The sequence below is a fragment of the Microbacterium sp. NPDC055455 genome, from assembly GCF_053619935.1.
Genome location: NZ_JBSHLB010000002.1, coordinates 533284 through 558146, shown reverse-complemented (window position 1 = coordinate 558146; position 24863 = coordinate 533284). Strand labels below are relative to the sequence as shown.

27 protein-coding genes and 2 tRNA genes are annotated in these 24863 nt (G+C 71.4%); 16 read left to right on the top strand and 13 right to left on the bottom strand.

What is annotated here, in order from left to right:
• From mnmA to ACWGUG_RS09055, 3 genes are read left to right on the top strand one after another with little or no spacing between them, the layout of a single operon-like run.
• Window positions 1-1098: a tRNA 2-thiouridine(34) synthase MnmA gene (gene mnmA / locus ACWGUG_RS09065; RefSeq protein ID WP_452324467.1), complete on the top strand. Its 1098-nt coding sequence runs from the start codon at window positions 1-3 to the stop codon at window positions 1096-1098.
• A gap of 57 nt (window positions 1099-1155) precedes the next feature.
• A complete protein-coding gene (gene ligA, locus ACWGUG_RS09060) occupies window positions 1156-3489 on the top strand; it encodes an NAD-dependent DNA ligase LigA (RefSeq protein ID WP_452324466.1) in 2334 nt (777 codons plus the stop codon).
• Between the two features lie 15 nt (window positions 3490-3504).
• Window positions 3505-3813 carry a YciI family protein gene (locus tag ACWGUG_RS09055; RefSeq protein WP_452324465.1) on the top strand — a complete coding sequence of 103 codons (309 nt, stop codon included), beginning with the start codon at window positions 3505-3507 and terminating at the stop codon, window positions 3811-3813.
• A gap of 40 nt (window positions 3814-3853) precedes the next feature.
• On the opposite strand, the gene ACWGUG_RS09050 is transcribed toward ACWGUG_RS09055, so the two are convergent.
• The gene (locus ACWGUG_RS09050; RefSeq protein ID WP_452324464.1) at window positions 3854-5554 is read right to left on the bottom strand and encodes a long-chain-fatty-acid--CoA ligase; all 1701 of its coding nucleotides are present in this window, start codon (window positions 5552-5554) and stop codon (window positions 3854-3856) included.
• 60 nt (window positions 5555-5614) lie between these two features.
• Between ACWGUG_RS09050 and gatC the strand changes: the two genes are divergently transcribed.
• The 6 genes from gatC to ACWGUG_RS09020 all read left to right on the top strand — a co-directional run bounded on the left by gatC (window position 5615) and on the right by ACWGUG_RS09020 (window position 11298).
• Window positions 5615-5914, top strand: coding sequence for an Asp-tRNA(Asn)/Glu-tRNA(Gln) amidotransferase subunit GatC (gatC, locus tag ACWGUG_RS09045; RefSeq protein WP_336396965.1), 300 nt, complete (start codon window positions 5615-5617; stop codon window positions 5912-5914).
• Between the two features lie 9 nt (window positions 5915-5923).
• Entirely contained in the window at window positions 5924-7444 is a 1521-nt protein-coding gene (gatA, locus tag ACWGUG_RS09040; protein ID WP_452324463.1) for an Asp-tRNA(Asn)/Glu-tRNA(Gln) amidotransferase subunit GatA, read from the top strand.
• On the top strand, window positions 7444-8967 hold the full coding sequence (gene gatB, locus ACWGUG_RS09035; RefSeq protein WP_452324462.1) for an Asp-tRNA(Asn)/Glu-tRNA(Gln) amidotransferase subunit GatB: 1524 nt from the start codon (window positions 7444-7446) through the stop codon (window positions 8965-8967). The genes gatA and gatB overlap by 1 nt, the downstream gene beginning before the upstream one ends.
• Window positions 8968-9064: 97 nt before the next feature.
• Window positions 9065-10327 carry a DNA polymerase IV gene (locus ACWGUG_RS09030; RefSeq protein WP_452324461.1) on the top strand — a complete coding sequence of 421 codons (1263 nt, stop codon included), beginning with the start codon at window positions 9065-9067 and terminating at the stop codon, window positions 10325-10327.
• Between the two features lie 82 nt (window positions 10328-10409).
• A complete protein-coding gene (locus ACWGUG_RS09025; protein WP_336396969.1) occupies window positions 10410-10730 on the top strand; it encodes a hypothetical protein in 321 nt (106 codons plus the stop codon).
• Complete coding sequence (locus ACWGUG_RS09020; protein ID WP_452324460.1) at window positions 10705-11298, top strand: hypothetical protein; 594 nt, start codon at window positions 10705-10707, stop codon at window positions 11296-11298. The genes ACWGUG_RS09025 and ACWGUG_RS09020 overlap by 26 nt, the downstream gene beginning before the upstream one ends.
• Before the next feature lie 9 nt (window positions 11299-11307).
• Here ACWGUG_RS09020 and ACWGUG_RS09015 read toward each other — a convergent pair whose 3' ends face one another.
• From ACWGUG_RS09015 to ACWGUG_RS08990, 6 genes are all read right to left on the bottom strand, one after another.
• A complete protein-coding gene (locus ACWGUG_RS09015) occupies window positions 11308-11802 on the bottom strand; it encodes a DUF2017 family protein (RefSeq protein ID WP_336396970.1) in 495 nt (164 codons plus the stop codon).
• On the bottom strand, window positions 11799-12107 hold the full coding sequence (gene clpS, locus ACWGUG_RS09010) for an ATP-dependent Clp protease adapter ClpS (RefSeq protein WP_378881163.1): 309 nt from the start codon (window positions 12105-12107) through the stop codon (window positions 11799-11801). Before clpS ends, ACWGUG_RS09015 begins: the two co-directional genes overlap by 4 nt.
• Window positions 12098-12448, bottom strand: a complete 351-nt coding sequence (locus tag ACWGUG_RS09005; protein WP_336396972.1) for a metallopeptidase family protein — start codon at window positions 12446-12448, stop codon at window positions 12098-12100. The genes clpS and ACWGUG_RS09005 overlap by 10 nt, the downstream gene beginning before the upstream one ends.
• Before the next feature lie 55 nt (window positions 12449-12503).
• Window positions 12504-12579: transfer RNA gene (locus ACWGUG_RS09000), tRNA-His, on the bottom strand.
• Window positions 12580-12616: 37 nt separating this feature from the next.
• Window positions 12617-13243, bottom strand: a complete 627-nt coding sequence (gene orn, locus ACWGUG_RS08995) for an oligoribonuclease (protein ID WP_452324459.1) — start codon at window positions 13241-13243, stop codon at window positions 12617-12619.
• 77 nt (window positions 13244-13320) lie between these two features.
• Window positions 13321-13393: transfer RNA gene (locus tag ACWGUG_RS08990), tRNA-Arg, on the bottom strand.
• A gap of 107 nt (window positions 13394-13500) precedes the next feature.
• Between ACWGUG_RS08990 and ACWGUG_RS08985 the strand changes: the two genes are divergently transcribed.
• Window positions 13501-13713, top strand: coding sequence for a methyltransferase (locus ACWGUG_RS08985; protein ID WP_378881159.1), 213 nt, complete (start codon window positions 13501-13503; stop codon window positions 13711-13713).
• 39 nt (window positions 13714-13752) lie between these two features.
• Here the strand turns inward: ACWGUG_RS08985 and yczE are convergent, their stop codons facing one another.
• A complete protein-coding gene (yczE, locus tag ACWGUG_RS08980) occupies window positions 13753-14358 on the bottom strand; it encodes a membrane protein YczE (RefSeq protein ID WP_452324458.1) in 606 nt (201 codons plus the stop codon).
• Between the two features lie 61 nt (window positions 14359-14419).
• On the opposite strand from yczE, the gene yczR reads away from it, so the two are divergent.
• Complete coding sequence (gene yczR / locus ACWGUG_RS08975; protein WP_452324457.1) at window positions 14420-15844, top strand: MocR-like transcription factor YczR; 1425 nt, start codon at window positions 14420-14422, stop codon at window positions 15842-15844.
• 18 nt (window positions 15845-15862) lie between these two features.
• Here yczR and ACWGUG_RS08970 read toward each other — a convergent pair whose 3' ends face one another.
• The gene (locus tag ACWGUG_RS08970; protein ID WP_452324456.1) at window positions 15863-16126 is read right to left on the bottom strand and encodes a hypothetical protein; all 264 of its coding nucleotides are present in this window, start codon (window positions 16124-16126) and stop codon (window positions 15863-15865) included.
• Between the two features lie 227 nt (window positions 16127-16353).
• Here ACWGUG_RS08970 and ssb point away from each other — a divergent pair, with 227 nt between their 5' ends.
• The 4 genes from ssb (at window position 16354) to ACWGUG_RS08950 (ending at window position 19838) form a co-directional block, all read left to right on the top strand.
• A complete protein-coding gene (gene ssb, locus ACWGUG_RS08965; protein ID WP_452324455.1) occupies window positions 16354-16905 on the top strand; it encodes a single-stranded DNA-binding protein in 552 nt (183 codons plus the stop codon).
• A 41-nt stretch (window positions 16906-16946) separates the two neighbouring features.
• Window positions 16947-17501 (top strand): DUF6993 domain-containing protein, encoded by a 555-nt coding sequence (locus ACWGUG_RS08960; protein ID WP_452324454.1) that lies wholly within the window; start codon window positions 16947-16949, stop codon window positions 17499-17501.
• A 137-nt stretch (window positions 17502-17638) separates the two neighbouring features.
• Window positions 17639-19318 carry an energy-dependent translational throttle protein EttA gene (gene ettA / locus ACWGUG_RS08955; protein ID WP_336396980.1) on the top strand — a complete coding sequence of 560 codons (1680 nt, stop codon included), beginning with the start codon at window positions 17639-17641 and terminating at the stop codon, window positions 19316-19318.
• The gene (locus ACWGUG_RS08950; RefSeq protein WP_336396981.1) at window positions 19311-19838 is read left to right on the top strand and encodes an acyl-CoA thioesterase; all 528 of its coding nucleotides are present in this window, start codon (window positions 19311-19313) and stop codon (window positions 19836-19838) included. The genes ettA and ACWGUG_RS08950 overlap by 8 nt, the downstream gene beginning before the upstream one ends.
• Window position 19839: 1 nt before the next feature.
• Here ACWGUG_RS08950 and ACWGUG_RS08945 read toward each other — a convergent pair whose 3' ends face one another.
• On the bottom strand, window positions 19840-20727 hold the full coding sequence (locus ACWGUG_RS08945; RefSeq protein ID WP_336397135.1) for an acyl-CoA thioesterase: 888 nt from the start codon (window positions 20725-20727) through the stop codon (window positions 19840-19842).
• Between the two features lie 83 nt (window positions 20728-20810).
• On the opposite strand from ACWGUG_RS08945, the gene ACWGUG_RS08940 reads away from it, so the two are divergent.
• Entirely contained in the window at window positions 20811-21488 is a 678-nt protein-coding gene (locus ACWGUG_RS08940; RefSeq protein ID WP_452324453.1) for a hypothetical protein, read from the top strand.
• A gap of 35 nt (window positions 21489-21523) precedes the next feature.
• Here ACWGUG_RS08940 and ACWGUG_RS08935 read toward each other — a convergent pair whose 3' ends face one another.
• From ACWGUG_RS08935 to ACWGUG_RS08925, 3 genes are read right to left on the bottom strand one after another with little or no spacing between them, the layout of a single operon-like run.
• Window positions 21524-23188 (bottom strand): FAD-binding dehydrogenase, encoded by a 1665-nt coding sequence (locus tag ACWGUG_RS08935; protein ID WP_336396983.1) that lies wholly within the window; start codon window positions 23186-23188, stop codon window positions 21524-21526.
• 29 nt (window positions 23189-23217) lie between these two features.
• Window positions 23218-23730, bottom strand: a complete 513-nt coding sequence (locus tag ACWGUG_RS08930; protein WP_378881140.1) for a globin — start codon at window positions 23728-23730, stop codon at window positions 23218-23220.
• Entirely contained in the window at window positions 23727-24848 is a 1122-nt protein-coding gene (locus ACWGUG_RS08925; protein ID WP_336396985.1) for a mechanosensitive ion channel family protein, read from the bottom strand. Before ACWGUG_RS08925 ends, ACWGUG_RS08930 begins: the two co-directional genes overlap by 4 nt.
• Between the last annotated feature and the right edge of the window lie 15 nt (window positions 24849-24863).

Below are 24863 nucleotides of genomic sequence, written 5' to 3'. Positions count from 1 at the left end.
ATGCGAATCCTTGCGGCCATGAGCGGTGGCGTCGATTCCGCCGTCGCGGCCGCGCGCGCCGTGGACGCGGGTCACGACGTCGTCGGCGTGCACCTCGCGCTGTCCCGCGCCGGCGGCACGCTGCGCACCGGCAGCCGCGGGTGCTGCACGATCGAGGACGCGATGGATGCGCGACGCGCGGCCGACCGGCTCGGGATCCCCTTCTACGTCTGGGACTTCTCGGAGCGCTTCCGCGACGACGTCATCGACGACTTCGTCGCCGAGTACCGCGCCGGGCGCACCCCCAATCCGTGCATGCGCTGCAACGAGAAGATCAAGTTCGCCGCGCTGCTCGAGCGTGCGCTCGAGCTGGGCTTCGACGCCGTCTGCACGGGCCACTACGCCACGCTCGTCGAGGGACCGGGCGGACGGGAGCTGCACCGCGCGTCGGATGCCGCGAAGGACCAGTCGTACGTGCTCGGCGTGCTCACTGCCGAGCAGCTCGCGCACACGTACTTCCCGCTCGGCGCGACGCCCTCCAAGGCGGTCGTACGCGCCGAGGCGGAGACCAGGGGGCTCACGGTCGCGCACAAGCCCGACAGCCACGACATCTGCTTCATTCCCGACGGCGACACGCGCGGCTGGCTGGCGGAGAAGGTGGGCGCCGAGCGCGGCGACATCGTCGACCGGACAGGCACCGTGGTCGGCGCGCACGACGGTGCGCACGCCTTCACGGTGGGCCAGCGCCGCGGCCTTCAGCTCGGCATGCCCGCGCCTGACGGCAAGCCCCGCTTCGTGCTGGAGGTCCGACCCGTCACCAACACGGTCGTGGTCGGTCCGAAGGAGGCCCTGGCGACCGCCGAGATCGCCGGAGAGCGCTACACCTGGGCAGGGCGCGCGCCCGGGACCGGCGCGTTCGCGTGCGATGTGCAGATCCGTGCGCACGCCGACCCCGTGCCGGCCGCCGCCGTTCTCCGCGAGGGCGTGCTGACCGTCGTGCCGACGACCCCGTTCGACGGCGTCGCGCCCGGCCAGACGGCCGTGCTCTACGACGGAACCCGCGTCATCGGGCAGTTCACGATCGACCGAACCGTGTCGGCCGTCCCCGTGGGCGCCTGAGCGGCGGAAGATCCGCAAGCACCTCGTGCTGTCGGACCCCACTCCTAGACTGACGGGGTGACGGATGCCGTACTTCCCGCAGACGCCGGTCTCGAGGCCGCGCGAGCCGAAGCCCAGGAACTGACGGATCGCATCCTCGACGCGCGGGACGCGTACTACGGCCGCAACGCCGAGATCGTCGACGACGCGACGTACGACGCCTGGATGCGGCGCCTCGAAGAGATCGAGCACATGCACCCCGAGCTGCAGGGGCAGGACTCGCCCACGCAGACGGTGGGCGCGGCCGAGAGCTCGATGTTCGCCCCGGTCGAGCACGCGGAGCGCATGCTGAGCCTCGACAACGTCTTCAGTCCCGACGAGCTGCACGACTGGTGCGTCAAGACCGAAGCGGCCGCCGGGCGCAGGGTGCGGTGGCTCACCGAGCTCAAGATCGACGGGCTCGCCATCAGCCTCCGGTACGAGCGCGGAGTGCTCACCTCCGCCGCCACCCGCGGCGACGGCCGGATCGGCGAGGACGTCACGATGAACGCGGCGCGTGTCGCCGGCATCCCGCACCGCCTTGCCGGCACCGGGCACCCCGACCTCGTGGAGGTCCGCGGCGAGGTGTTCATCCCCGTTGCCGCCTTCGAGCGGCTCAACGCGTTGCAGGCCGAGATGCGCGATCGCGCCGTCGGCGAGACGCGCGCCCGGAGCCGGGCTTTCGACGAGGCCAAGGCCCGCATCAGCGCGGAGCGTCGCTTCCCCTCGTTCGCCAATCCCCGCAACGCCGCCTCCGGCGGCCTCCGCCAGCAGCTCGACAAGAAGGACGGCCTCGAGCGCGAGGCCGGTCAGGCGAGGCTGGACTCCCTGCGCCTCTTCGTCCACGGCATCGGCGCGTGGAGCGACCCGCCGGTCGGCTCGCAGAGCGAGACGTACGCCCTCCTGGCCGAGTGGGGCCTGCCCGCGAGCCCGTACTTCCGCACCGCCGACGACGTCGACGGGGTGCTCGACTTCGTCGCCCACTACGGTGAGCACCGCCACGACGTGGAGCACGAGATCGACGGGGTCGTGGTCAAGATCGACGAGCTCGCGCTGCATGACGAGCTGGGCGCGACGAGCCGTGCGCCGCGCTGGGCGATCGCGTACAAGTACCCGCCCGAGCAGGTGAACACGAAGCTGCTCGACATCGTCGTGTCGGTGGGGCGCACCGGGCGCGCCACCCCGTTCGCGGTCATGTCGCCCGCACGCGTCGCCGGCTCCGTGGTGCGACAGGCGACGCTGCACAATCAGGACGTGGTGCGCGCCAAGGGCGTGCTCATCGGCGACACCGTCGTGCTGCGCAAGGCCGGCGACGTCATCCCCGAGGTCCTCGGCCCCGTCGTCGAGCTGCGCGACGGGTCCGAGCGCGAGTTCGTGATGCCCGCCCACTGCCCGGAGTGCGGATCGCCGCTCGCGCCGGCCAAGGAGGGCGACATCGATCTGCGGTGCCCCAACACCCGCGCCTGCCCGGCGCAGGTGCGGGGCCGGGTCGAGCACATCGGCTCGCGCGGCGCCCTCGACATCGAGGCGCTGGGCGAGGTGACCGCGGCGGCCCTCACGCAGCCCTCAGTGCCCGAGGAGCCCCCGCTCGACACCGAGGCGAGCCTGTTCGACCTCACCCTCGATCAGCTCGTGCCGATCGAAGTCGTGGTGCGCGACGCCGAGACGGGCGAGCCCCGCGTCGACGAGAAGACCGGCGAGCTCGTGCGGCGGGCGCCGTTCCGCCGCAACCCCTCGGCGGCCGAGAAGAAGGCGGGCCTGACCGGCCCGCAGCCCTCGTCGCAGGCCCTGACCCTGCTCGATCAGCTCGAGCGGGCGAAGACCAAGGAGCTCTGGCGATTCCTCGTGGCACTGAACATCCGGCATGTCGGTCCCGTCGCCGCGCGCGCGCTCGCCCAGTGGTTCGGCTCGGTGGCGGCCATCCGCGCAGCGTCGCGCGACGAGCTGGCGGGGGTCGAGGGCGTCGGCGGCATCATCGCGGACTCGCTGAGCGACTGGTTCGCCGTGGATTGGCATCGCGAGATCGTGGAGCGCTGGGAAGCAGCGGGCGCGCGGCTGGCCACGCCCGGTCACCCCGGGCCCGGCGGCGCGGTGGCCGGCGGCGGGGTGCTCGACGGTCTCACCGTGGTCGCCACCGGCTCACTGGAGGGGTACACGCGTGAGGGAGCGCAGGAGGCCATCATCCAGGCCGGCGGGAAGGCCGCCTCCAGCGTGTCGAAGAAGACCGACTTCGTCGCGGCGGGTCCCGGCGCAGGCTTCAAGCTGGCCAAGGCCGAGGAGCTCGGCATCCGGATCCTCGACGCCGCGCAGTTCCACGTGCTCGTCACCCAGGGGCCCGAGGCGCTGGAGCCGCTCGCCCCGGATGCCGGATGAGGGCATGATGGCGCCATGGCCCAGTGGCTCTACCGCATCGTGCCCTCCCGACCGGAGATGGTCGCCGACGCGACCGACGACGAGCAGCGCATCGTCGCGGACCACTTCGCGTATCTGGTCGACCTGCGCGACCGCGGCATCCTGATCCTCGCCGGGCGCACGCAGGAGGGCGAGGGGACGTTCGGCGTCACGATCTTCGAGGCCGACGACGAGCAGGCCGCCCGGGCGGTCATGGCGGCCGACCCAGGGATCTCGGGGGGAGTGTTCCTTGCGACCCTCCACCCCTATCGCGTCGCTGTGGCGCGGGACGGCCTCGCCGACTGACGCCGGATCTCCCGGCGACGGAGACCGACCCCTCTGCTGATCAGGAGCCGCTGTTGAGCGCCAGCAGGCGTTCGCGCACCTGACGGCGGAGCACCTTGCCGATCAGCGACTTCGGCAGCTCATCGACCACGAAGACGCGGCGCGGCACCTTGTAGGGCGTGAGGATGCCCCGGGCGAACTCGCGCACGGCGTCCACGTCGACCTCCTGACCGGGAGCGGCCACCACCGCCGCGACGACCTCCTCGCCGGAGTGGTCGCTGGGAAGGCCCACGACGGCGGCATCCTCGATCTGCGGGTGCTGCCGCAGCGCGTTCTCCACCTCGGTCGGGGCGACGTTGAAACCGCCGGTGATGATGAGCTCCTTGATGCGGTCCACGATGCGCACGAAGCCGGCGTCGTCGATGGTGACGATGTCGCCGGTGCGGAACCAGCCGTCGGCGAAGACGGCCTCGGTCTCCTCCGGCTTGCCGTAGTAGCCGCTGAAGACCTGCGGGCCGCGGACGACGAGCTCGCCCCGCTCGCCTGCGGGGACGTCGGCCGTCGGGTCATCCGGGTCCACGACCCGGCACTCGGTGCCCGGCAGCGGAAGGCCGACGGTCCCCGGCACGCGGTTCTCGGCGACGGGATTCGCCATGAGCACGGGCGAGCACTCGCTGAGGCCGTAGCCTTCGACGAGATAGCCGCCGGATGCCTCCTCGAACGGGACCACGAGCTCATGCGGCAGCGCCATCGCCCCCGAGATCGCGACCTGCGTGCCCGCGAGCGAGACGCCCTTCTCGCGCGCCGCCGCGAGCAGGCGGTCCGCGATGGGCGGCACCAGCGGGAGGAACGTCGCGGGATGCTTCTTCGTGACCTCGAGCACCATGTCGGGGTCGAAGCGCGGGAACAGCACGAGACGCGCGCCCATGGACATCGCGAAGGTCAGGCACAGCGTGAGCCCGTACGCGTGGAACATCGGCAGGACCGCGTAGACGACGCATCCGTCGCCCCGCACGATCGACGGCACCCACGCCTGGGCCTGCGCCGCGTTGGACAGGAGGTTCCGATGGGTCAGCGCCGCGCCCTTGGGTGCGCCCGTCGTGCCGCTGGTGTACTGGATCAGGGCGAGGTCGTCGGTGCCCGGGCGCGGGTGCGATGCGGGCAGCGGCGACGCGCCCACGACCTGCGCCCACGGCACGGTGCCCGAGACGCGCTCGGCGAGCGCCCCCCGCGCCTCGCGGGCCTTGGCGATGGGAAGCGTCAGGGCCACGCGCATGCGCAGCGGCATCGCCTTGACGACGTCCACCGAGATCAGGCTCGACACGGCGACGTCGGCCGGGAACTCCTGCACGGTCTTGACGACCTTGGTCCACACGATGGCGTGCTTGGCGCCGTGGTCCTCGAACTGCTTGCGCAGCTCGCGCGGCGTGTAGAGCGGATTGTGCTCGACGACGACGGCCCCGAGTCGCAGGATCGCATAGAAGGCGACGATGTGCTGGGGGCAGTTGGGCAGCACGATCGCGACCGGGTCTCCGGCCTTCACGCCGAGGTCGCGCAGCCCCGCGGCCGCGCGCTCGATCTGCTCGTGGAGGGAGCGGTACGACGTCTCGCGACCGAAGAACTGCAGGGCCGCGGCATCCGGATAGTCCCGCGCCGACGCGTCGACGATGTCCACGAGCGATCCGGTCACGGGAGCGAGGTCCTCCGGAACCCCCTCCGCATAGCTGGCGATCCAGGGGCGAGGCGGGTCGTACGTCGTCACGCGCTCAGCCTACGCCGCACGCGCCACGGGCCGGGGGTGCGGCCCCGGTAGGCTGTGGGGGTGTCTGAAATCACCCCCGATCTCGTGCGCCATCTCGGTGTGCTCGCCCGGATCCAGCTCAGCGACGAGGAGGTCGGGCGCCTGACAGGGCAGCTCGACGCGATCGTCGACAACATCGCCAAGGTCTCCGAGGTCGCCACCCCCGACGTCCCGGCCACCAGCCACCCGATCGCGCTGCAGAACGTGTTCCGCTCGGACGTTGCCGGTGAGCAGCTGACCCGCGCGCAGGTGCTCCAGAACGCACCGGATGCCGCCGACGGCCGCTTCCGCGTCACCGCGATCCTCGGCGAAGAGCAGTAAGGGGCCCCCGTGACCGATCTCACGAAGCTGAGCGCCGCCGCGCTCGCAGACAAGCTCACCGCCGGCGAGGTCTCCAGCGTCGAGGCGACGCAGGCCCACCTCGACCGCATCGCCGCGGTGGATGCCGACATCCACGCCTTCCTGCACGTCAACGCGCGCGCGCTCGACGTCGCCGCCGACGTCGACCGCCGTCGCGCCTCCGGCGAGGAGCTCGGCCCGCTCGCGGGCGTGCCGCTCGCGATCAAGGACGTGCTGGTCACGACCGACATGCCCTCCACCAGCGGATCGAAGATCCTCGAGGGGTACATGTCGCCGTACGACGCCACCGTCGTCGCACGGTCCCGCGCCGCCGGACTCGTCCCGCTCGGCAAGACGAACATGGACGAGTTCGCCATGGGGTCCTCGACCGAGCACTCGGCGTACGGACCGACCCGCAATCCGTGGGACCTCGAACGCATCCCCGGCGGCTCCGGCGGTGGCTCGGCCGCGGCTGTCGCCGCCTTCGAGGCGCCGCTCGCGCTCGGCTCCGACACGGGCGGATCGATCCGTCAGCCGGCGCACGTCACGGGGACGGTGGGGATCAAGCCCACCTACGGGGGCGTGAGCCGGTACGGTGCCATCGCCCTCGCCTCGAGCCTGGACCAGGTCGGTCCCGTCACCCGCACGGTGCTCGACGCCGGGCTCCTTCATGACGTGATCGGCGGCCACGACCCGCACGACTCCACCTCGCTCGCGCACGAGTGGCCGTCGTTCGCCGCGGCCGCGCGGGAAGGCGCGAGCGGCGACGTCCTCAAGGGACTCAAGGTCGGCGTCATCCGGGAGTTGCCCGACAGCGGCTTCCAGGCCGGCGTCTCGGAGTCCTTCCGGTCCGCGCTGGCGGCGATGGAGGCGCAGGGCGCCGAGATCGTCGACATCAGCGCACCGCACTTCGAGTACGGGGTCGCCGCGTACTACCTGATCCTCCCGGCCGAGGCGTCCAGCAACCTCGCCAAGTTCGACTCGGTGCGCTTCGGGCTCCGCGTCGACGTGCCGGGCGGCACGGTCGAGGATGTCATGGCCGCGACCCGCGACGCCGGCTTCGGCGACGAGGTGAAGCGTCGCGTCATCCTCGGCACCTACGCCCTCTCCGCGGGGTACTACGACGCGTACTACGGATCGGCGCAGAAGGTGCGGACCCTCATCCAGGGCGACTTCGCCGAGGCGTTCTCGCAGGTCGACGTCATCGCCACGCCGTCCGCTCCGACCACCGCCTTCAAGCTCGGCGAGAAGATCGACGACCCGCTGCAGATGTACCTCAACGACGTCACCACCATCCCCGCCAACCTCGCCGGTGTCCCGGGCATCTCGATCCCGTCCGGCCTGGCCCCCGAGGACGGCCTGCCGGTCGGCATCCAGTTCCTGGCCCCCGCCTACGAGGATGCGCGCCTGTACCGCGTCGGCGCGGCGCTGGAGGCCCTGCTCGTCGACTCATGGGGCGGTCAGCTCCTCGACAGGGCGCCCGCGCTCGGTGTGAACGGAGGAGCCCGCTGATGGCGAAGGACAAGCTGATGGACTTCGACAGGGCGCTCGAACTCTTCGAGCCGGTGCTCGGATTCGAGGTGCACGTCGAGCTCAACACCGAGACCAAGATGTTCTCCGGCGCGGCGAACCCGGCGAACTCCGCCAACCACGGCGCCGAGCCGAACACGCTCGTGGCGCCGGTGGACATGGGCCTGCCCGGCTCGCTCCCTGTCGTGAACGAGACTGCGGTGCGGTACTCGATCAGCCTGGGTCTCGCGCTCGGCTGCTCGATCGCACCCTCCAGCCGGTTCGCGCGGAAGAACTACTTCTACCCCGACCTCGGCAAGAACTACCAGATCTCCCAGTACGACGAGCCGATCGCGTTCGAGGGGCAGGTCGAGATCGAGCTGGCCGACGGCACGGTCGTCGAGGTGCCCATCGAACGGGCGCACATGGAGGAGGATGCCGGCAAGCTGACGCACGTCGGCGGCGCCACCGGTCGCATTCAGGGCGCGGAGTACTCGCTCGTGGACTACAACCGCGCCGGCGTCCCGCTCGTCGAGATCGTCACCAAGCCGATCTTCGGCGCCGAGCACCGCGCGCCGGAGGTGGCGAAGGCGTACGTGCAGACGATCCGCGACATCGTGATCGGCCTCGGCATCTCGGAGGCGCGGATGGAGCGCGGCAACCTGCGGTGCGACGCGAACGTGTCGCTGCGGCCCCGTGGCCAGGAGAAGCTCGGCACCCGCACCGAGACGAAGAACGTCAACTCCATGCGCTCGGTCGAGCGCGCGGTGCGCTACGAGATCCAGCGGCAGGCGGCGATCCTCGCGGCCGGCGGAACGATCACGCAGGAGACCCGCCACTGGCACGAGGACACCGGCACGACCTCGCCTGGTCGGCCCAAGTCGGATGCCGACGACTACCGGTACTTCCCGGAGCCGGACCTGCTCCCGGTCGCCCCGGCACCCGAGCTCATCGAGCAGCTCCGCGCGGCGCTGCCCGAACCGCCCGCCGCCCGTCGCCGGCGTCTGAAGGGGGAGTGGGGCTTCAACGACATCGACTTCCAGGGTGTCGTGAACGCCGGGCTCCTGGCCGAGGTCGAGGCGACCGTGGCGGCCGGTGCGTCGCCTGCTGCCGCCCGCAAATGGTGGATGAGCGAGATCAGCCGTATCGCGAACGCGGAGAACCGCGAGCCCGCCGAGCTCGTCACCCCCGCCCAGGTCGCCGCCCTGCAGGCGCTGGTGGACGCGGGCACACTCACCGACAAGCTCGCCCGCCAGGTGCTCGAGGGCGTCATCGCCGGTGAGGGCTCGCCGCAGGAGGTCGTCGACAAGCGCGGACTCGCGGTCGTCTCGGACGACGGCGCGCTCATCGCCGCCATCGACGACGCACTGGCCGCACAGCCCGACGTGCTGGAGAAGATCCGCGACGGCAAGGTGCAGGCCGCCGGCGCCGTGATCGGCGCCGTGATGAAGGCCATGAAGGGGCAGGCGGATGCCGCGCGCGTGCGTGAGCTGATCCTGGAACGCGCGGCCGCCACCGGCGCCTGAGCGCCGCGCCGCAGCACGCCGGCTGCGCCCGCGGCCGGTGTCTGCGGCGCACCCACGCTCCGGCGTGCGGTGCCGCGATTGCTGGAAGAATCGACGCATGGGTCGTGGCGACGGGAGCGGCAGAGTCGTCTCTGCGGATGGTGCCGACGACTCCGGCACCGGCATCCTGCACGTCGACATGGACGCGTTCTACGCCTCCGTCGAGCAGCTCGACGACCCGTCGCTGATCGGCAAGGCGATCATCGTCGGGGCGCCCGACGGCAGATCCGTCGTCTCGAGCGCATCGTACGAGGCGCGACGCTTCGGTGTGCGCTCGGCCATGCCGGTCGGCCAGGCGCTCCGGCTGTGCCCGACCGCCGTCGTGGTGCGGCCTCACTTCGAGCGGTACCTCGCGGTGTCGTCTCAGGTCATGCGGATCTTCCGCGACATCACGCCGCTCGTCGAGCCGCTGTCGATCGACGAGGCCTTCCTGGACGTGCGCGGGGCGCGTCGGCTGTGGGGGAGTCCGGGGCACATCGCCCTCATGCTGCGGCAGCGCGTGCGGGACGAGACGGGGCTCACGTGCAGCGTCGGCGTCGCCGCGACCAAGCACGTCGCGAAGATGGCCTCGACGCTGAGCAAGCCCGACGGGATGCTGATCGTCGCGGCGGCGGACACCGAGGCGTTCCTCGCCCCGCGGTCGGTGCGGGCGCTGTGGGGCGTGGGCCCCAAGGCCTCGGAAGCGCTCGAAGGCCGCGGCATCCGCACCATCGCGGACGTGCTCGATGCGCCTCGCGAGGTCCTCGACCGCGCGCTCGGGCCCGCGATGGGCGACCGCGTCTGGCATCTCGCCCGCGGGATCGATGCCCGGGAGGTCGACACCGAGCGGGTGGAGAAGAGCGTCGGCCACGAAGAGACCTTCGACCAGGACATCGGCGACGCCGTCGTGCTGCGGTCGGAGCTGCGGCGGCTCGCGGATCGTGTGGGCGCGCGCCTGCGGGCGAACGGGTGGGAGGCGTCGACCGTGGCGATCAAGGTCCGGTTCTCGGACTTCACGACGATCTCGCGGTCGCAGACCCTCGCGGAGCCCACGGCCGTCGGTCAGCGGATCGGGGATGCCGCGCACGAGCTGTTCGGGTCGGTGGAACGCGCGCTTCCGGTGCGGCTCATCGGCGTGCGCGCCGAGAGGCTCCGTCCCGCCGGGGTGGCGGCGCCCACGCTGTGGGACGACGACGCGGGCTGGCGGCGCATCGAGGACGCCCTGGACGGGGCGACGGCGAAGTTCGGCCGCGGAGCCGTCACGCGCGCGACGCTGCTGGGCTCGCGGGGCGGCGGATCCGTGCCGACGAGCCCTCCGGCGCCGCGTTTCGACCACGGCTGACACGAGGCCGCCTCGGCAGCGTGACGCACCGGCCTTGCGGTGATGACTGTGCCTGCGGGCCCGCGCCCGCTAGCGTGGAGCCATGCCCAACATCGCACTCGAACTCGGCAGGCAGTCCGCGTCCTTCGGCGTGAAGAGCGCCTACGGCGAGCAGCAGGACGTCGACGGCGTCCGCCTGATCCCGGTGGCACTGACGTGGTCCGGCTTCGGCGGCGGATCCGACGAGGCGGGCAACGGCGGCGGCGGCGGTGGCGGGTGGGCCATCCCGGTCGGCGCATACATCCGTCGAGGCGACGACGTGCGGTTCGAACCGAACCTCGTCGCGCTGGTGGCCGTCGCGGTCCCGTTCGTGTTCTTCGCCGGTCGCGCGCTCAGCCGTGTCATCCGCGCCCTCAAGAAGTAGCTCGGACGCGGTCGGCTCCTCCCTGGCTTTCGCTGTCGCGCGCATCACGGCGGCGGTCGCCGACGTGGCGGCATCCAATCCGGTCGTGCTCATCGACGGCCGCAGCGGTGCGGGGAAGTCCTCGCTGGCTCGCGCCCTCGTCGCACGGTGGCCGCTCCGCGGACGCGTGCAGCTCGTCGCGCTCGACTCGATCTACCCAGGATGGAACGGGCTGGAGGAGGGCGCGGAACTCGCCCGTCAGCTGATCCTCACGCCGCATGCGCGCGGCGTCATCGGCGTGTGGCAGCGGTGGGACTGGACCGCGGGCGAGCCGGCTGAAGCGCACGCCGTGGACCCCTCGCTGCCGCTGATCGTCGAAGGAGCGGGACTGCTGACCCCGGCCAGCGCGAAGCTCGGTGACGTGCGCGTCTGGCTCGAGTCGCCCGCGCCATCGCGGCGGCAGCGGGCGCTGGATCGCGACGGCGAGACCTTCCGCCCGCACTGGGAAGGGTGGGCCCGCCAGGAGCAGCGGCACATCACGCGGAACGAACCGATGCGGCTCGCGACGCACGTCTTCGACGTGCCGTGACGCGAACGCTCAGTCGTGCGGGTCGAGCGCGCCGACCAGTCCGTCCAGCCGGTAGCCCAGCCAGTCGTAGATGCCGAAGCGCGGATCGGCGGAATCATGGTCATCGGCCTCGGCGACGCCCAGCCGGGTGGCGAGCACCAGCCTCACCGCAGCCAGCGTGCGCAGCCAGGCCTGGGCGGCGGCCGGATCGAGCCGGATCTCCGTCTCTTCCAGGAGCGCCGGGTCCTCGGGGTCGTCGGGGATCTGCGAGGCCTCGCTGAGCGAGGCCAGCACGACGGCGGCATCGGCACTGCGGCGGTCCAGCAGATCGGACTGCGTGAGCGCGCGGAACTCCCGTGCGGCCTCCTCGTCGTCCGAGTACGCGGACGGCACCAGTCGCGCGATCGCCGGATCGCCGTCGTCGGGTCCCGACTCGCGGAGCAGGTCCGCGAACTGGCCGACCAGGCCCGAGAGGTGCGCCGCCTCCAGGCGGGTGATCTGCATCACGACCGTCCGCGCGCTCACAGCGGAGCCCGTCGAACGGTGGCCCACAGCCCGTAGTCGTGCATCGCCTGCGCGTGCAGCTCCATCTGCTCGCGGGCGCCCTGCGAGACGACGGCATGACCCTCGTGGTGGACGGCGAGCATGAGGCGCTCCGCCTCGGCGCGGGCGAGTCCGAAGTACTCGCGGAAGACGTGGGTGACGTAGCTCATCAGATTCACCGGGTCATCCCACACCACCGTCTGCCACGGCGCATCGGGATCGACGCGTGTGGCCTGGTCGGTGTCCTCCCAGGTGCCGGGCGTCGTCAGCGCCGTCATCATGCCCACCCGAGTTCGTGGAGGCGGTCGTCGTCGATGCCGTAGAAGTGTGCGATCTCGTGGACCAGCGTGGTGTGGACCTCGCTGCGCAGCTCCTCGTCGCTCTCGCACGCCGCCAGATGAGGTTCGCGGTACACGATGATGCGGTCGGGCAGCTCTCCGACGCCGTAGCGCTCGCGCTCGGTGAGCGCCCACCCGTCGTACAGCCCGAGCAGGTCGAGGCTGCCGTCCTCGGGGCGGTCCTCGACCACGAACACGACGTTGTCGAGCCCCTCCACCATGTCGTCGGGGAGGAGGTCCAATTCGTCGATCACGAGCTGCTCGAAGGTCGCCGCATCCATCTCCATCATGATGCCCCGCTCCGACGCGAATGGGGCGCGATTCGCGCGCCCCATTCGAAGGAATTGGGGTGAGTAACGGGACTCGAACCCGCGACATCCGGCACCACAAGCCAGCGCTCTACCAACTGAGCTATACCCACCATGTCTCCCGCCTGCGCGGGCAACCAGAAGATTCTCTCACACCTCTGGGGCAAACGACGACACGGCGGCGGCGGCCGCCGCGCGGGCCCCGTCGCTGGTCGGGCCGGGCTCGGGAACGAACACCGCCTGGCGGTAGTACGCGAGCTCGCGGACGGACTCGAGGATGTCGGCGAGCGCCCGGTGGCCGCCCTCTTTCGCCGGCGCATGGATGTACGCGCGGGGGTACCACCGGCGGGCGAGCTCCTTGATGCTGGACACGTCGACGTTGCGGTAGTGCAGCCACCGGTCGACGCGCGGCATGTACTTCGCCAGGAACATGCGGTCGGTGCCGATGGTGTTGCCCGCGAGGGGCGCCTTGCCCTCGAGCGGCACGAAGCGCTGGATGTACTCGAGGACCTGGAACTCGGCGTCCGCGAGGCTCACCCCGTGCGGGATCTCATCGAGCAGGCCGGACGTCCGGTGCATGTTCGTGACGAACTCGTTCATGTTCGCCATCGCGGAGTCGTCGGGCTTGATCACGACGGCGAAGCCCGGGTCGAGTGGTCGCAGCTCGAAGTCCGTCACGACGACGGCGATCTCGACGAGCTCATCGACACCGAGATCGAGCCCCGTCATTTCGCAGTCGATCCACACCAGACGGTCGTTCTGGGATGCCCCCACCATGTGCTCCATCCTTGTGCAAGGTCCAGACATCCCACGGGCCTGGACGCGAGTCCCGGCTCCCACGCCGAGACCCCGTGCCCCTCCGGGAGGATTCGAACCCCCGACCTTGCGGGTAGAAGCCGCTCGCTCTGTCCCCTGAGCTACGGAGGGAAAGGTCCTGCCCAGACTACTAGGTGGCGCCACGCCCTCGCCGACGCTGGCGCTGGGACGCCGCCCGGCGTAGCGTCAGGGGCGGAGGCATCGAAAGGAGTTCACCGATGAGCACCACGGAGACGCACCACCCCCTCTGGGTCGCCTACGGCGCGTCCGGCGTCGCCGGAAGCATCCGGAAGGACGACGACGGCTACACCGTCACGATGGCCGGCGCAGACGCCCCCGCGGGCACCTATCCGTCGATGGAGATCGCCAAGAGCGCTCTCCACGCGAGGATGGCGCCGGGCAGCGAATGGCCGATGTTCCGGGAGCACTGAGGCAGGCGCCCACGCACCGGGTCGTCGTACCGCCGGGCGTCAGACCGATCGCCCGGCGGTCGGCGTCGGCTGCTTCCTCGTGTCCAGGAGCGGCAGCGCGACATGGACCAGCGGACCGATCAGGAACGCGAACAGCACCGTGCCGACGCCGACTGTGCCGCCGAGGAGCCAGCCGACGGCCAGCACCGACAGCTCCACCAGCGCGCGGCACATCCAGATCGGCCATCCGAGGCGGGCGTTCAGGCCCGTCATGAGCCCGTCCCGCGGGCCGGGGCCGAAGCGCGCCCCGATGTAGAGGCCGGAGGCCAGCGCGACGACGAGGATGCCGCCGAGGAGCATGGCGACCTGGGCCGCCAGGCCGGAGATCGGGGGCACGACCCCCAGCACGATCTGCATGCTCGTCCCGACGAGGAGGATGTTCGCGACCGTCCCCACGCCGGGGCGCTGGCGCAGCGGGATCCACAGCAGGAGCACGAAGAACCCGATGATGTTGGTGATCCAGCCGATGCCGATGCCGGTGCGCAGGGAGAGGCCCTCCGCGAACACGGTCCACGGGTCCACCCCGAGTCCGGCTTCCACGGTCAGCGCGCACCCTGCGCCGTAGAGGAACAGGCCGACGAGGAGCTGGGCGATGCGGCGTGGCATACAGCCATCCAATCGCATGATTGGCATGCCGGATGCAGTCCAATGCGGCTACTCTGGCCCCATGGACTCCCGCGTGTCTGCCCGCGCTCTCGCATCGGCGCTCGGCGGGTGGCGCTCGCGAGAACCGGCCTACGAGGCTCTCGCCGACGGCATCCGTCTCCTCTGCCTCGACAACCGCCTGGCCCCTCGAACGACGCTTCCGGCCGAGCGTGAGCTCGCCGCCGCCCTCCACCTCAGTCGCAGCACCGTGGCGGCGGCGTATCGCAGCCTGCGTGACACCGGACACATCTCGAGCCTTCGGGGTTCGGGGAGCGTGACGCTCCCGCTCGCGCGCCGCGACCCCGGGCGGGTGGCGGCGGCGGACGGCATGATCGACCTGCAGCAGGCCAGTCCTCCCGCCTGGCCCGGCCTGGCCGGCATCATGGCCGAGGCCGCCGCGAACGCGTCGGCGCTGCTCTCGCGCGCCGGATACGACGTGCTCGGACGCATCGAGCTGCGCGAGGCGATCGCCCGGCGGTACACCGAACGGGGGATCCCCACGCACCCTCAGGAGGTGCTGGTCACCACGGGCGCGCAGAGCGCGATCCACCTGGTCTCGTCTGTGCTCGTCGGACGCGGAGACCGCGTCCTCATGGAGACCCCGACCTATCCCCACGCGGTCGACGCACTCAGGCGCGCCGGAGCCCGCCTCGTGGGCGTCCCCGTGACGACGGAGGCCGGGTGGGACGTGGACCGGGCCGAGCAGGCTTTCGCCCGGACTCTGCCCGTGATGGCGTACCTCATGCCCGACTTCCAGAACCCGACGGGACGGAGCATGACCGCTCTCGAGCGCGCAGCCGTCCTTGCCGCGGGCGAGCGCGCGGGCTCCGTCCTCGTCCTCGACGAGACGACCGCCGATCTGGACATCGACCGCGGCGCCGTGGCGCCGGGATTCGAGGCGTCCGAGCCCGGCACCGTCGTGCGGATCGGGTCGCTGGGCAAGACCGTCTGGGGCGGGCTGCGGCTGGGCTGGGTGCGAGCCGACGGCGACCTGATCCGGCGCCTCGTCGCGGCGCGACCCGCACACGACCTCGGCACCCCCGAATTCGAGCAGGCGCTCGCCACGAACCTGCTCGCACGCTTCGACGACGTGGTCGCCCAGCGGTCGGAGCTGCTGAAGGCCGGCCGCGACGCGGTCGTGCAGGCGCTCGGCGCACAGCTGCCGTCATGGGACATCCCCGTCGCACACGGGGGAGTCTCACTGTGGATCGAGCTGGGCGCACCGCTGAGCTCCGCCCTGGTGATGGAGTCGCGCTCGCGCGGCGTGCTGCTGAGCGCAGGGCCGCGGTTCTCGGTGGACGGCGGGCATGACCGGCATCTGCGGGTGCCGTTCACCTCGCCGCCGGACGAGATGACGCGTGCTGCCGGCCTCTTGGCGGATGCCTGGGCGGCCGTGCGGGCGGGTGCGCCGTCATCGGCCGTCGAGGCGGCGGGCGCCGTCGTCTGAGTCGCGGGCGCGATGCCCTCACCGTCCGAGGCGGAGGCAGTCGATCGCATCCTCGGCGCTCCAGAAGTCGCCCACATCGCGGAATGCGCGCGACGCCGGGTGATACCTCCGGGCCCGGAAGCGCGTCCCGCCTGCCTGCGCGACGGCCTGCAGGTGCCCGACGACCCGGCCGGTGGCGTCCTGCACCCTCCACAGGGACGGCGCAGCGCGGATCAGGCGCACGTCCCGCCGTACGGCGGGCTCGGGTGTGACGAGGACTTCGGACATGGTCTGCCGGCTCATCGACTCTCCTCTCCATTCGAACATACGTACGGGTTCCGACATCGCAGCGGCCCTCACCCCACGGCGGCTCCTCCCCAGCCGGCGTGCGGGGCCGTTCGTCCCCAGAAGGGCCGATCCCCGTCCAGGCGAGCGATGCCGGCGGCCATGCTGAACCCACCGCCGGCGCCTTCGGGCACGGGCGCCGGCGGTTCCGAGGAGAGTCCTCGCACGCAGAGAAGGGATGCGACATGAGCGATATGGGCGACATGATCACCGTCACGGGCAACGTGGGCACCACCCCCGAGCTGAAGCGCACGAACGCGGGCGTGGCCGTCACCACGTTCCGCCTCGCCAGAGGGCTGCGCCGATTCGACCGCGACGCCGCGGCGTGGTCGGATGCGGGGACGAGCTGGTACACCGTGTCGGTCTTCCGGGACCTCGCCGACCACGCCTTCACGTCACTGCACAAGGGCGACAGGGTGATCGTCACCGGTCGGCTGCGTGTGCGTGACTGGGAGACCTCGTCGGCGAAGGGCACCGCGGTCGAGATCGACGCGGAGGCGATCGGGCACGATCTGCGCTGGGGCACCACGACGTTCGTCAAAGCCGCGCGGCCGACGGCTCACGTCGGCAGCCGTACCTCCGCCGGGCCCGAGGACGCGTGGGCGGCGCCCGGCCTGGACGCGGGCGAGCACGAACTCGGCGCGCCGCACTCCGCCGAAGCGCCGCAGCCGCCGGCACTCCTCGAGGAGCGCACCGGTGAGGGCGGGGCGGAGCCGGAGCCGGAGACGCCGTTCTGAGCCGTTCCGAGGCTCCACCGGTGGCCGTCTAGACTCTCTCCGTGCGCCGTCACCTCGCCTCCCGCTCGTCGCTGCGGGGGTCGTCCCGCCGCACGACCGGGATGGTGGCCGTCGCCGCCGTCCTGACCGTCTCCCTCGCCGCCTGCACCCCGGGTGGCCCCGCGACGGCCCCGCCGCCGGCGGCGAGCTCGCCGGTCGCCGCACCCAGCGCGTCGAGCGCGCCCAGCGCGTCGAGCGCGCCGGAGGACTCGGAGCCGAGCGCGCCGCCGCTGGTCCCGGACGGCACGGCCGCAGACAACCTGCCGGCCTTCGCCGCGGTGACGGCGGCCGTCTGGGCCACCGATGACCGCGTCGCGGGGCGCGCCTACGTCGACGCGCTGGTGCAGGCGGGGTTCGACAGGTCCGCGATGCAGGTGACGCACGACCGCTCCACCGTGGGCGACCCGGCCGAGAGCATCCAGTTCTCCGTCCGATGGGATCAGGAGTGCCTCATCGGGCAGGTCGGTCCGGCGACCGGCGAGCCGGTGACCACGGTCATGCCCGTCCTCGCGGAGGGCACCTGCCTCGTCGGCAACACGCGCCCCATCGACTGGTGACCGGCACCGCGGACGGCGGCGGCAGTCCCGCGGTCCTGCCGCGAGCGGACGCGACGGCGCGGGCCCACACGCCCGCCGCACCGGCGGCCGGTAGGCTGGGACGCTGACGTCCGACTCCAAGGAGAACTGAATCCCGCATGGCTGAGTACATCTACTCGATGGTCCGCGCCCGCAAGGCCGTTGGAGACAAGCTGATCCTCGACGACGTCACCATGGCGTTCCTGCCCGGGGCGAAGATCGGCATGGTGGGCCCGAACGGCGCCGGAAAGTCGACGATCCTCAAGATCATGGCGGGCCTGGATCAGCCCTCGAACGGCGAGGCGAAGCTGACTCCGGGCTACTCGGTCGGCATCCTCATGCAGGAGCCGGAGCTCGACGAGACGAAGACGGTGCTGGAGAACATCCAGGACGGCATCGCGATCAAGCCCAAGCTCGACCGCTTCAATGAGATCTCGGGTCTGATGGCCGACCCCGACGCCGACTTCGACGCACTGCTGGCCGAGATGGGCACCCTGCAGGAGGAGATCGACGCAGCGGACGCGTGGGACCTCGACTCCCAGCTCGAGCAGGCGATGGACGCGCTGCGGACCCCGCCGGGCGACGCCGAGATCGGGCCACTGTCGGGCGGTGAGAAGCGCCGCGTCGCGCTCACGAAGCTCCTGCTGCAGAAGCCCGATCTGCTTCTTCTCGACGAGCCCACGAACCACCTCGACGCCGAGAGCGTGCTGTGGCTCGAGCAGCACCTGCAGAAGTACCCCGGCGCCGTGATCGCGATCACCCACGACCGGTACTTCCTCGACAACGTCGCCGAGTGGATCGCCGAAGTCGACCGTGGCCGCCTGATCGGCTACGAGGGCAACTACTCGACCTACCTCGAGAAGAAGGGCGAGCGTCTCGCGATCCAGGGCAAGAAGGACGCGAAGCTCGCCAAGCGACTCGCCGAGGAGCTCGACTGGGTGCGGTCCAACCAGAAGGGTCGTCAGGCCAAGTCCAAGGCGCGCCTGGCCCGCTATGAGGAGATGGCGGCAGAGGCCGACCGCACGCGCAAGCTCGACTTCGAGGAGATCACGATCCCCCCGGGCCCGCGCCTGGGAAGCATCGTCATCGAGGCGAAGAAGCTCCAGAAGGGCTTCGACGGGCGCTCGCTCATCGACGGGCTGACGTTCAGCCTGCCGCCGAACGGCATCGTCGGCGTCATCGGCCCGAACGGCGTCGGCAAGACGACCCTCTTCAAGACGATCGTCGGCCTGGAGCCGCTCGACGGCGGAGATCTCAAGATCGGCGAGACCGTCAAGATCAGCTACGTCGACCAGTCGCGCTCGAACATCGATCCGAACAAGACACTGTGGGAGGTCGTGTCGGACGGGCTCGACATCATCACGGTCGGCAAGACCGAGATCCCCTCGCGCGCCTACGTGTCGAAGTTCGGCTTCAAGGGTCCCGATCAGCAGAAGAAGGCCGGCGTGCTCTCGGGCGGCGAGCGCAACCGCCTCAACCTCGCGCTGACCCTCAAGGAGGGCGGCAACCTGCTGCTCCTCGACGAGCCCACGAACGACCTCGACGTCGAGACCCTGCAGTCGCTCGAGAACGCGCTCCTCGAGTTCCCCGGCTGCGCGGTGGTCATCACGCACGACCGGTGGTTCCTCGACCGCATCGCGACGCACATCCTCGCGTACGAGGGGACCGACGAGGACCCCGACCGGTGGTACTGGTTCGAGGGCAACTTCGAGGCCTACGAGGCGAACAAGGTCGAGCGGCTCGGACCCGATGCGGCGCGTCCGCACCGCACGGCGTACCGCAAGCTCACCCGTGACTGACGGCGGCGACGCGACGGTCGCGGCCGCGGCCGCGGCTCGCGACCGTCGCCTGCACATCCCCATCCACCTGAGATGGGGTGACCTCGACGCGTTCAACCACGTCAACAACACGTCGATGCTGAAACTGCTCGAAGAGGCCCGCGTGCGGGCGTTCTGGGTGCCCGAGCCTGGAGAGGACGCCCCGTCCACGGCCGTGCTCGATTCCAGCATCTTCAGCGGGATGCTGACGCTCATCGCCCGGCAGGAGATCGAGTACCTCGCCCCGGTGCCGTATCAGCGGCATCCGCTCGACGTGCAGATGTGGTTCGGCAAGCTCGGCGGCTCGAGCATCGAGGTGTGCTACGAGGTGTGCAGCCCGCTCGCGACCGCGGAAGCGAGTCAGACCGTATACGCGCGGGCCACGACGGTCATCGTCAAGGTGGATGCCGAGAGCGGACGGCCGATGCGGCTGACGACGCAGGAGCGGGAAGCCTGGGAGCCGTACCTCGGCGAGCCGATCCTCTACGCCCACCGGCGCTGACTCAGCCCTCCGGAGAGTCCTCGTCCGGCACCCGGACCATGATCTCCTGCGCGACGCTGGCCATCAGCGTGCCGTCGGCGGAGTAGATGCGCCCGGTGGCCAGTCCCCGCCCGCCCCGCGCGCTCGGGGACTCCTGCACATACAGCATCCACTCGTCCACCCTCCCGAAGCGGTGCCACCACATCGCGTGGTCGAGGCTGGCGACCTTGAGCCCACGCGTGGACCAGGCAACCCCGTGGGCGCGCAGGATCGATTCCTGGATGGTCAGGTCGCTCAGGTAGGCCAGGGCCGCACGGTGGACCGACGGCGTGTCGGGGATCGGCCGTCGCACGCGCATCCACACCGCCTGCCGGGGCACCCGTTCACCCGAGACCGTCGCGTAGATCGGCGAGGGGATGTGCCGCAGGTCGACGGGCCGATCGGTGAAGAGCCGCTTGGACATCGGATGCAGCCCCTTCAGGTGCGACTCGACGTCGGGCAGATCGTCCGGCGCGGGGACGCCGTCCGGCATCGGCGCCTGGTGATCCAGGCCGGGGTCGTCGTCCTGGAACGAGGCGATCATGGAGAAGATCGGCACGCCCTCCTGGAACGCCTGAGTGCGGCGCGTCGAGAACGAGCGGCCGTCGTGTATGCGATCGACGGAGAACGTGATGCCTTCGGTGGAGTCGCCCGGCCTGAGGAAGTACCCGTGCATGGAGTGCACGACGCGTTCCTCCGGGATCGTCCTCGACGCGGCGACGATCGACTGCGCCAGCACCTGGCCGCCGTAGACCCGGCCCAGCGGCATGTGCTGCGAGGTGCCCGTGAAGATGTCCTCCGTGGTGCGGGCGTCCGATGCGCTCAGGTCGATCACCGACAGCATCGAGGCGACGGGATCCGCCTCCGGCATGGCCTCGGCGTTCCGGTCCTGGTCCACGCTGCTCCCTCCCGGGGCGTCCGCCGCCCGCAGGTCCGCTTGGTAGCTTAGGGGCGATGTCTCCGCGCCTCCTGCTCGCCGATCCCGACTCCGCCGCCGACGCCCTCACGTTCGCCGGACGCGCCGCCCGGTTCACGGTCGAAGGGGTGAGGCTGGCCGCATCCGGCGGCGTGCTCGCCATGACGGCGGCGGCGCTCGCTCCGCGCGGCTTCGGCGATCTGACGCCCACGGTGCTCGCTCTGCGCACGCTCGCCGCCGACCCCGAGCTCGTGTGCGACCTGGTGGTGGAGGCATCCGCTCTGTCCGCGGCGGACGACGACCCGCGCGCGCTGAACCTTCCCGAGACCGCCCTGTCGCCCGCCTGGGCGGGCATCACCCCGCCGCGGACCGGCTGGGACGCCCGGCCGGGGATCGAGGCGTCGACCCTCGCCGCCACGGCGCAGGGCGGCATCGCCCGCGTCTCGGATGCGGTTCCCACGGACTCCGGCGAGGACGTCGTGCGCGCGGTGCGCGCCGCGGTGTGGGGCGCCCCCGACGAGGAGCTCGGGGGCCTGCCCGCCGGCGTGGCCTTCGCGGCCCTCAGCCTCGGCTTCATCAGCGGCGCCGAGACGGCGCGCGTGTTCGCCAGCGGTCCCTGGACGCGGGTGAGCCTCACCAGGGGTCACGTGCTGGTTCGCGGCCCGGTGGCCACCGGCCTCACGGCCGTGCGCAGAACCGGCTCGGCGTCGAGCTGACCGGACGCGGCCGATCACCGGCGCCGGGAGGCCGTTCAGACCGCCGCCGCTGCCGCACGCCCTGCGATGCGCCCGGAGAAGAGGCATCCGCCGACGAAAGTGCCTTCCAGCGCGCGATAGCCGTGGACGCCGCCGCCGCCGAAGCCGCTGGCCTCGCCCGCGGCGAACAGTCCGGGCACCGGCTCGCCGCCGGCTCCGAGGGCCCGCGACGACAGATCGGTCTCGATGCCGCCGAGCGATTTGCGCGTCAGCACGTGCAGCTTCACCGCGATGAGCGGCCCGGACTTCGGATCCAGGATGCGGTGCGGAGCCGCGGTGCGGATGAGCCGGTCGCCGCGGAAGGCGCGCGCCGACCGCAGCATGGCGATCTGCGCATCCTTGGTGAAGTCGTTCTCGACCTCGCGGTCGCGTGCCTCGACCTCGAGCCGCACGCGATCGCCGTCGAGCACCTCGCCGCCGGGAAGGGCGCGCATGCCGGCGATGAGGTCGTCCAGGTCGTCGCGGACCACGAAGTCCGCGCCCCGGTCCATGAAGGCCTGCACGGGTCCGGACGCCCCCTTGCCCAGTCGCGACGAGGCCAGCAGCCGGAGGTCTTTGCCGGTGAGGTCGGGGTTCTGCTCGCTGCCCGAGAGGGTGAACTCCTTCTCGATGATCCGCTGGGACAGCACGAACCACGAATGGTCGTACCCCGTCGCGCGCAGGTGCGAGAGGGTGCCGAGCGTGTCGAAGCCGGGGAACAGGGGCACGGGCAGACGCGAGCCGGTCGCATCCAGCCACAGCGACGAGGGGCCGGGGAGGATCCGGATGCCGTGACCCGGCCACACCGGGTCCCAGTTCTGGATGCCCTCCACGTAGTGCCACATGCGGTCGCCGTTGATGAGCCGGGCGCCGGCGGCCGACGCGATGGGCTGCATCGAGCCGTCGACGTACGCCGGGACGCCGGTCACCATCGTCTGTGGCGCGGCACCGAGGCGCGCGGGCCACCACCGGCGCACGAGGTCGTGGTTGCCGCCGATGCCGCCCGAGGCGACGATCGTCGCGCCCGCCGTGACGGCGAAGGAGTCCACCACGTCGCGGGAGCTCGCGACCCCGCGGGCGGCGCCGGAGGGCGCCAGGACGTCGCCCGTCGCACCCGTGACGACGCCGTCCTCGACGGTGAGCGAGACGACGCGGTGACGGGGGAGGATCGTGACCCTGCCGTCCGTCTCTGCGGCCTCCACCTCCGCCTGGAACGGGGCGACGAGCCCCGGGCCGGTTCCCCACGTGACGTGGAAGCGCGGCACGGAGTTGCCGGGGCCCGTCGCGGTGTAGCCGCCGCGCTCGGCCCATCCGACGATGGGGAAGAACCCCACGCCCTTCTCGCGCAGCCAGGCGCGCTTCTCGCCGTGGGCGAAGTCGAGGTACGCATCGGCCCAGCGGCGCGGCCACAGGTCCTCGTCGCGGTCGAAGCCGGCGGTGCCGAGCCAGTCCTGGCGGGCCAGCTCGATCGAGTCGCGGATGCCGAGCCGGCGCTGCTCCGGCGAGTCGATGAAGAACAGCCCCCCGAACGACCACCACGCCTGCCCGCCGAGGTTCGACCGCGGCTCCTGGTCGACGATCGTCACGCGTTTGCCCGCGGACGCGGCCTCGGCCGCGGCCACGAGGCCGGCGAGGCCCCACCCGATCACGAGGACGTCGGTGCGGTGGCTGGCAGTGGGCATGTCGACTCCTTCGTCGGCGGTGGCCTGGGTCAGCGGGACGGGTCGGGGTCCGCCGGGGGAGCGGCCGTGACGGGAAGCGATGTCGCCGCCCGCGCACCCGCGGCCGGTCCGATGCCCGACGGCTGGAAGGTGTTCACCATCGCGTGCGCCGCCCGCTGCAGGTAGTCCCACAGCGTCGCCTCGTGCAGCGGCGGCAGGTCGAGCTCGTCGACGGCCACCCGCATGTGGGCGAGCCAGCGGTCGCGCGCATCGGGATCGACGTGGAACGCGGCATGGCGCATCCGCAGCCGCGGATGCCCGCGCTGGGCACTGTACGTCGTCGGGCCGCCCCAGTACTGCTCCAGGAAGAGCGTCAGCCGCTCCTTGGCGGGCCCGAGGTCCTCCTCGGGGTACATCGGGCGCAGCACCTCGTCGTCGGCGACCCCTCGGTAGAAGGCGTCCACCAGGCGGACGAACGCCTCGTGCCCGCCGATCTCGTCGTAGAAGCTCAGCGGGACGGCCGAGGGCTCGGCGGGAGCGGGGCTGACGGGTTCGTCGGTCATGACGTTCCTCCGGGGGCGCTGCCGTCCTCGGCGTCGCCGGGCTGCGGGTTCTTCTTGGGGGTGCGCTTGGGCTTCCACACCGGTCTCTCGGCCGCAGGGGGGACCGGGGTCGGCTTGGTCTTCGGCGGGTTGGCGCCGCGCACCCGCTGCGCGCCCTCGATGCCCGTCGGCATGACGGCGGTCAGCGCGGGAAGGCTGATGCCCATCTCATCGATGGTGTGCTTGAGTCGCATGCGCAGCTCACGCGCGACGTCGTCCTTCGCGTTGGCCCGCGTCTTCATCACGAGCCGGATCACCAGTGCGTCGCCCGAGATCGACTCCAGACCCCATACCTCGGGCTGCTCGAGGATGCGCGTGCGCCACTTCGGGTCCTTCGCCAGCCCCTTGGCCGTGTCGAGCAGGGCCTGCTCGACCTCGGCGATGTCGGAGTCGACGGCGACCGAGAGGTCGATGATGACCCGCGACCACCCCTGGGAGAGGTTGCCGATGCGGGTGATCTCGCCGTTGCGCACGTACCAGAGCGTGCCGTTGACGTCCCGGACGTGCGTCACCCGGACGCTCACGTACTCCACGATCCCGGTGGCCAGGCCCAGGTCGACGACGTCGCCGATGCCCACCTGATCCTCGGCGACGATGAAGATGCCGTTGAGCACGTCCTTGACGATGTTCTGCGCACCGAACCCGAGGCCTGCGCCCACGGCGGCGGTCAGCAGCGTCAGCGACCCGAGGGCCGTCGGCGCGACGACGTTGATGACCAGCAGGATCGCGATCACGACGATGGTGACGTTGACCACGTTCTGCAGGATCGAGCCCAGCGTGCGGGTGCGCTGCACCAGCCGCACCGACGCGAGCGGGGAGCGTTCGAGCGCCTGCGTGTCGTCGACGTTGGCCTTGGACTTCGCCCCGTTCACGATCCGGTTCACGACGCGGCGGATCACGAACTTGAGGATCCAGCCGAGGATGAAGGCGCCGAGGATGATGAGCGCGATCGACAGCACGTTCCAGCCGGCGGCCACGAAGAAGTCACCGATGCCCGTCCAGAATGCGGCGTCGGTGATGCCGGGGCTTTCGGGGGCGGGGGTCTCGCCGGTGCCGGCGGCGTGGGGGGCGCTGATCATCGTGACGATCCTAAC

Excerpts from the sequence above, each read along its gene's own strand:
- ACWGUG_RS08925 (WP_336396985.1), bottom strand. The coding sequence starts at position 24,848 with ATGATCAGCGCCCCCCACGCCGCCGGCACCGGCGAGACCCCCGCCCCC.
- ACWGUG_RS08985 (WP_378881159.1), top strand. The coding sequence starts at position 13,501 with ATGAGCACCACGGAGACGCACCACCCCCTCTGGGTCGCCTACGGCGCG.
- ACWGUG_RS08930 (WP_378881140.1), bottom strand. The coding sequence starts at position 23,730 with ATGACCGACGAACCCGTCAGCCCCGCTCCCGCCGAGCCCTCGGCCGTC.
- ACWGUG_RS08935 (WP_336396983.1), bottom strand. The coding sequence starts at position 23,188 with ATGCCCACTGCCAGCCACCGCACCGACGTCCTCGTGATCGGGTGGGGC.
- ACWGUG_RS09025 (WP_336396969.1), top strand. The coding sequence starts at position 10,410 with ATGCCCAACATCGCACTCGAACTCGGCAGGCAGTCCGCGTCCTTCGGC.
- gatB (WP_452324462.1), top strand. The coding sequence starts at position 7,444 with ATGGCGAAGGACAAGCTGATGGACTTCGACAGGGCGCTCGAACTCTTC.
- yczE (WP_452324458.1), bottom strand. The coding sequence starts at position 14,358 with ATGCCACGCCGCATCGCCCAGCTCCTCGTCGGCCTGTTCCTCTACGGC.
- ACWGUG_RS09005 (WP_336396972.1), bottom strand. The coding sequence starts at position 12,448 with ATGATGGAGATGGATGCGGCGACCTTCGAGCAGCTCGTGATCGACGAA.
- ACWGUG_RS08945 (WP_336397135.1), bottom strand. The coding sequence starts at position 20,727 with ATGCCGGAGGCGGATCCCGTCGCCTCGATGCTGTCGGTGATCGACCTG.
- ettA (WP_336396980.1), top strand. The coding sequence starts at position 17,639 with ATGGCTGAGTACATCTACTCGATGGTCCGCGCCCGCAAGGCCGTTGGA.
- mnmA (WP_452324467.1), top strand. The coding sequence starts at position 1 with ATGCGAATCCTTGCGGCCATGAGCGGTGGCGTCGATTCCGCCGTCGCG.
- orn (WP_452324459.1), bottom strand. The coding sequence starts at position 13,243 with ATGGTGGGGGCATCCCAGAACGACCGTCTGGTGTGGATCGACTGCGAA.
- yczR (WP_452324457.1), top strand. The coding sequence starts at position 14,420 with ATGGACTCCCGCGTGTCTGCCCGCGCTCTCGCATCGGCGCTCGGCGGG.
- ACWGUG_RS09055 (WP_452324465.1), top strand. The coding sequence starts at position 3,505 with ATGGCCCAGTGGCTCTACCGCATCGTGCCCTCCCGACCGGAGATGGTC.
- ACWGUG_RS08940 (WP_452324453.1), top strand. The coding sequence starts at position 20,811 with ATGTCTCCGCGCCTCCTGCTCGCCGATCCCGACTCCGCCGCCGACGCC.
- ACWGUG_RS08970 (WP_452324456.1), bottom strand. The coding sequence starts at position 16,126 with ATGAGCCGGCAGACCATGTCCGAAGTCCTCGTCACACCCGAGCCCGCC.
- ssb (WP_452324455.1), top strand. The coding sequence starts at position 16,354 with ATGAGCGATATGGGCGACATGATCACCGTCACGGGCAACGTGGGCACC.
- ACWGUG_RS09030 (WP_452324461.1), top strand. The coding sequence starts at position 9,065 with ATGGGTCGTGGCGACGGGAGCGGCAGAGTCGTCTCTGCGGATGGTGCC.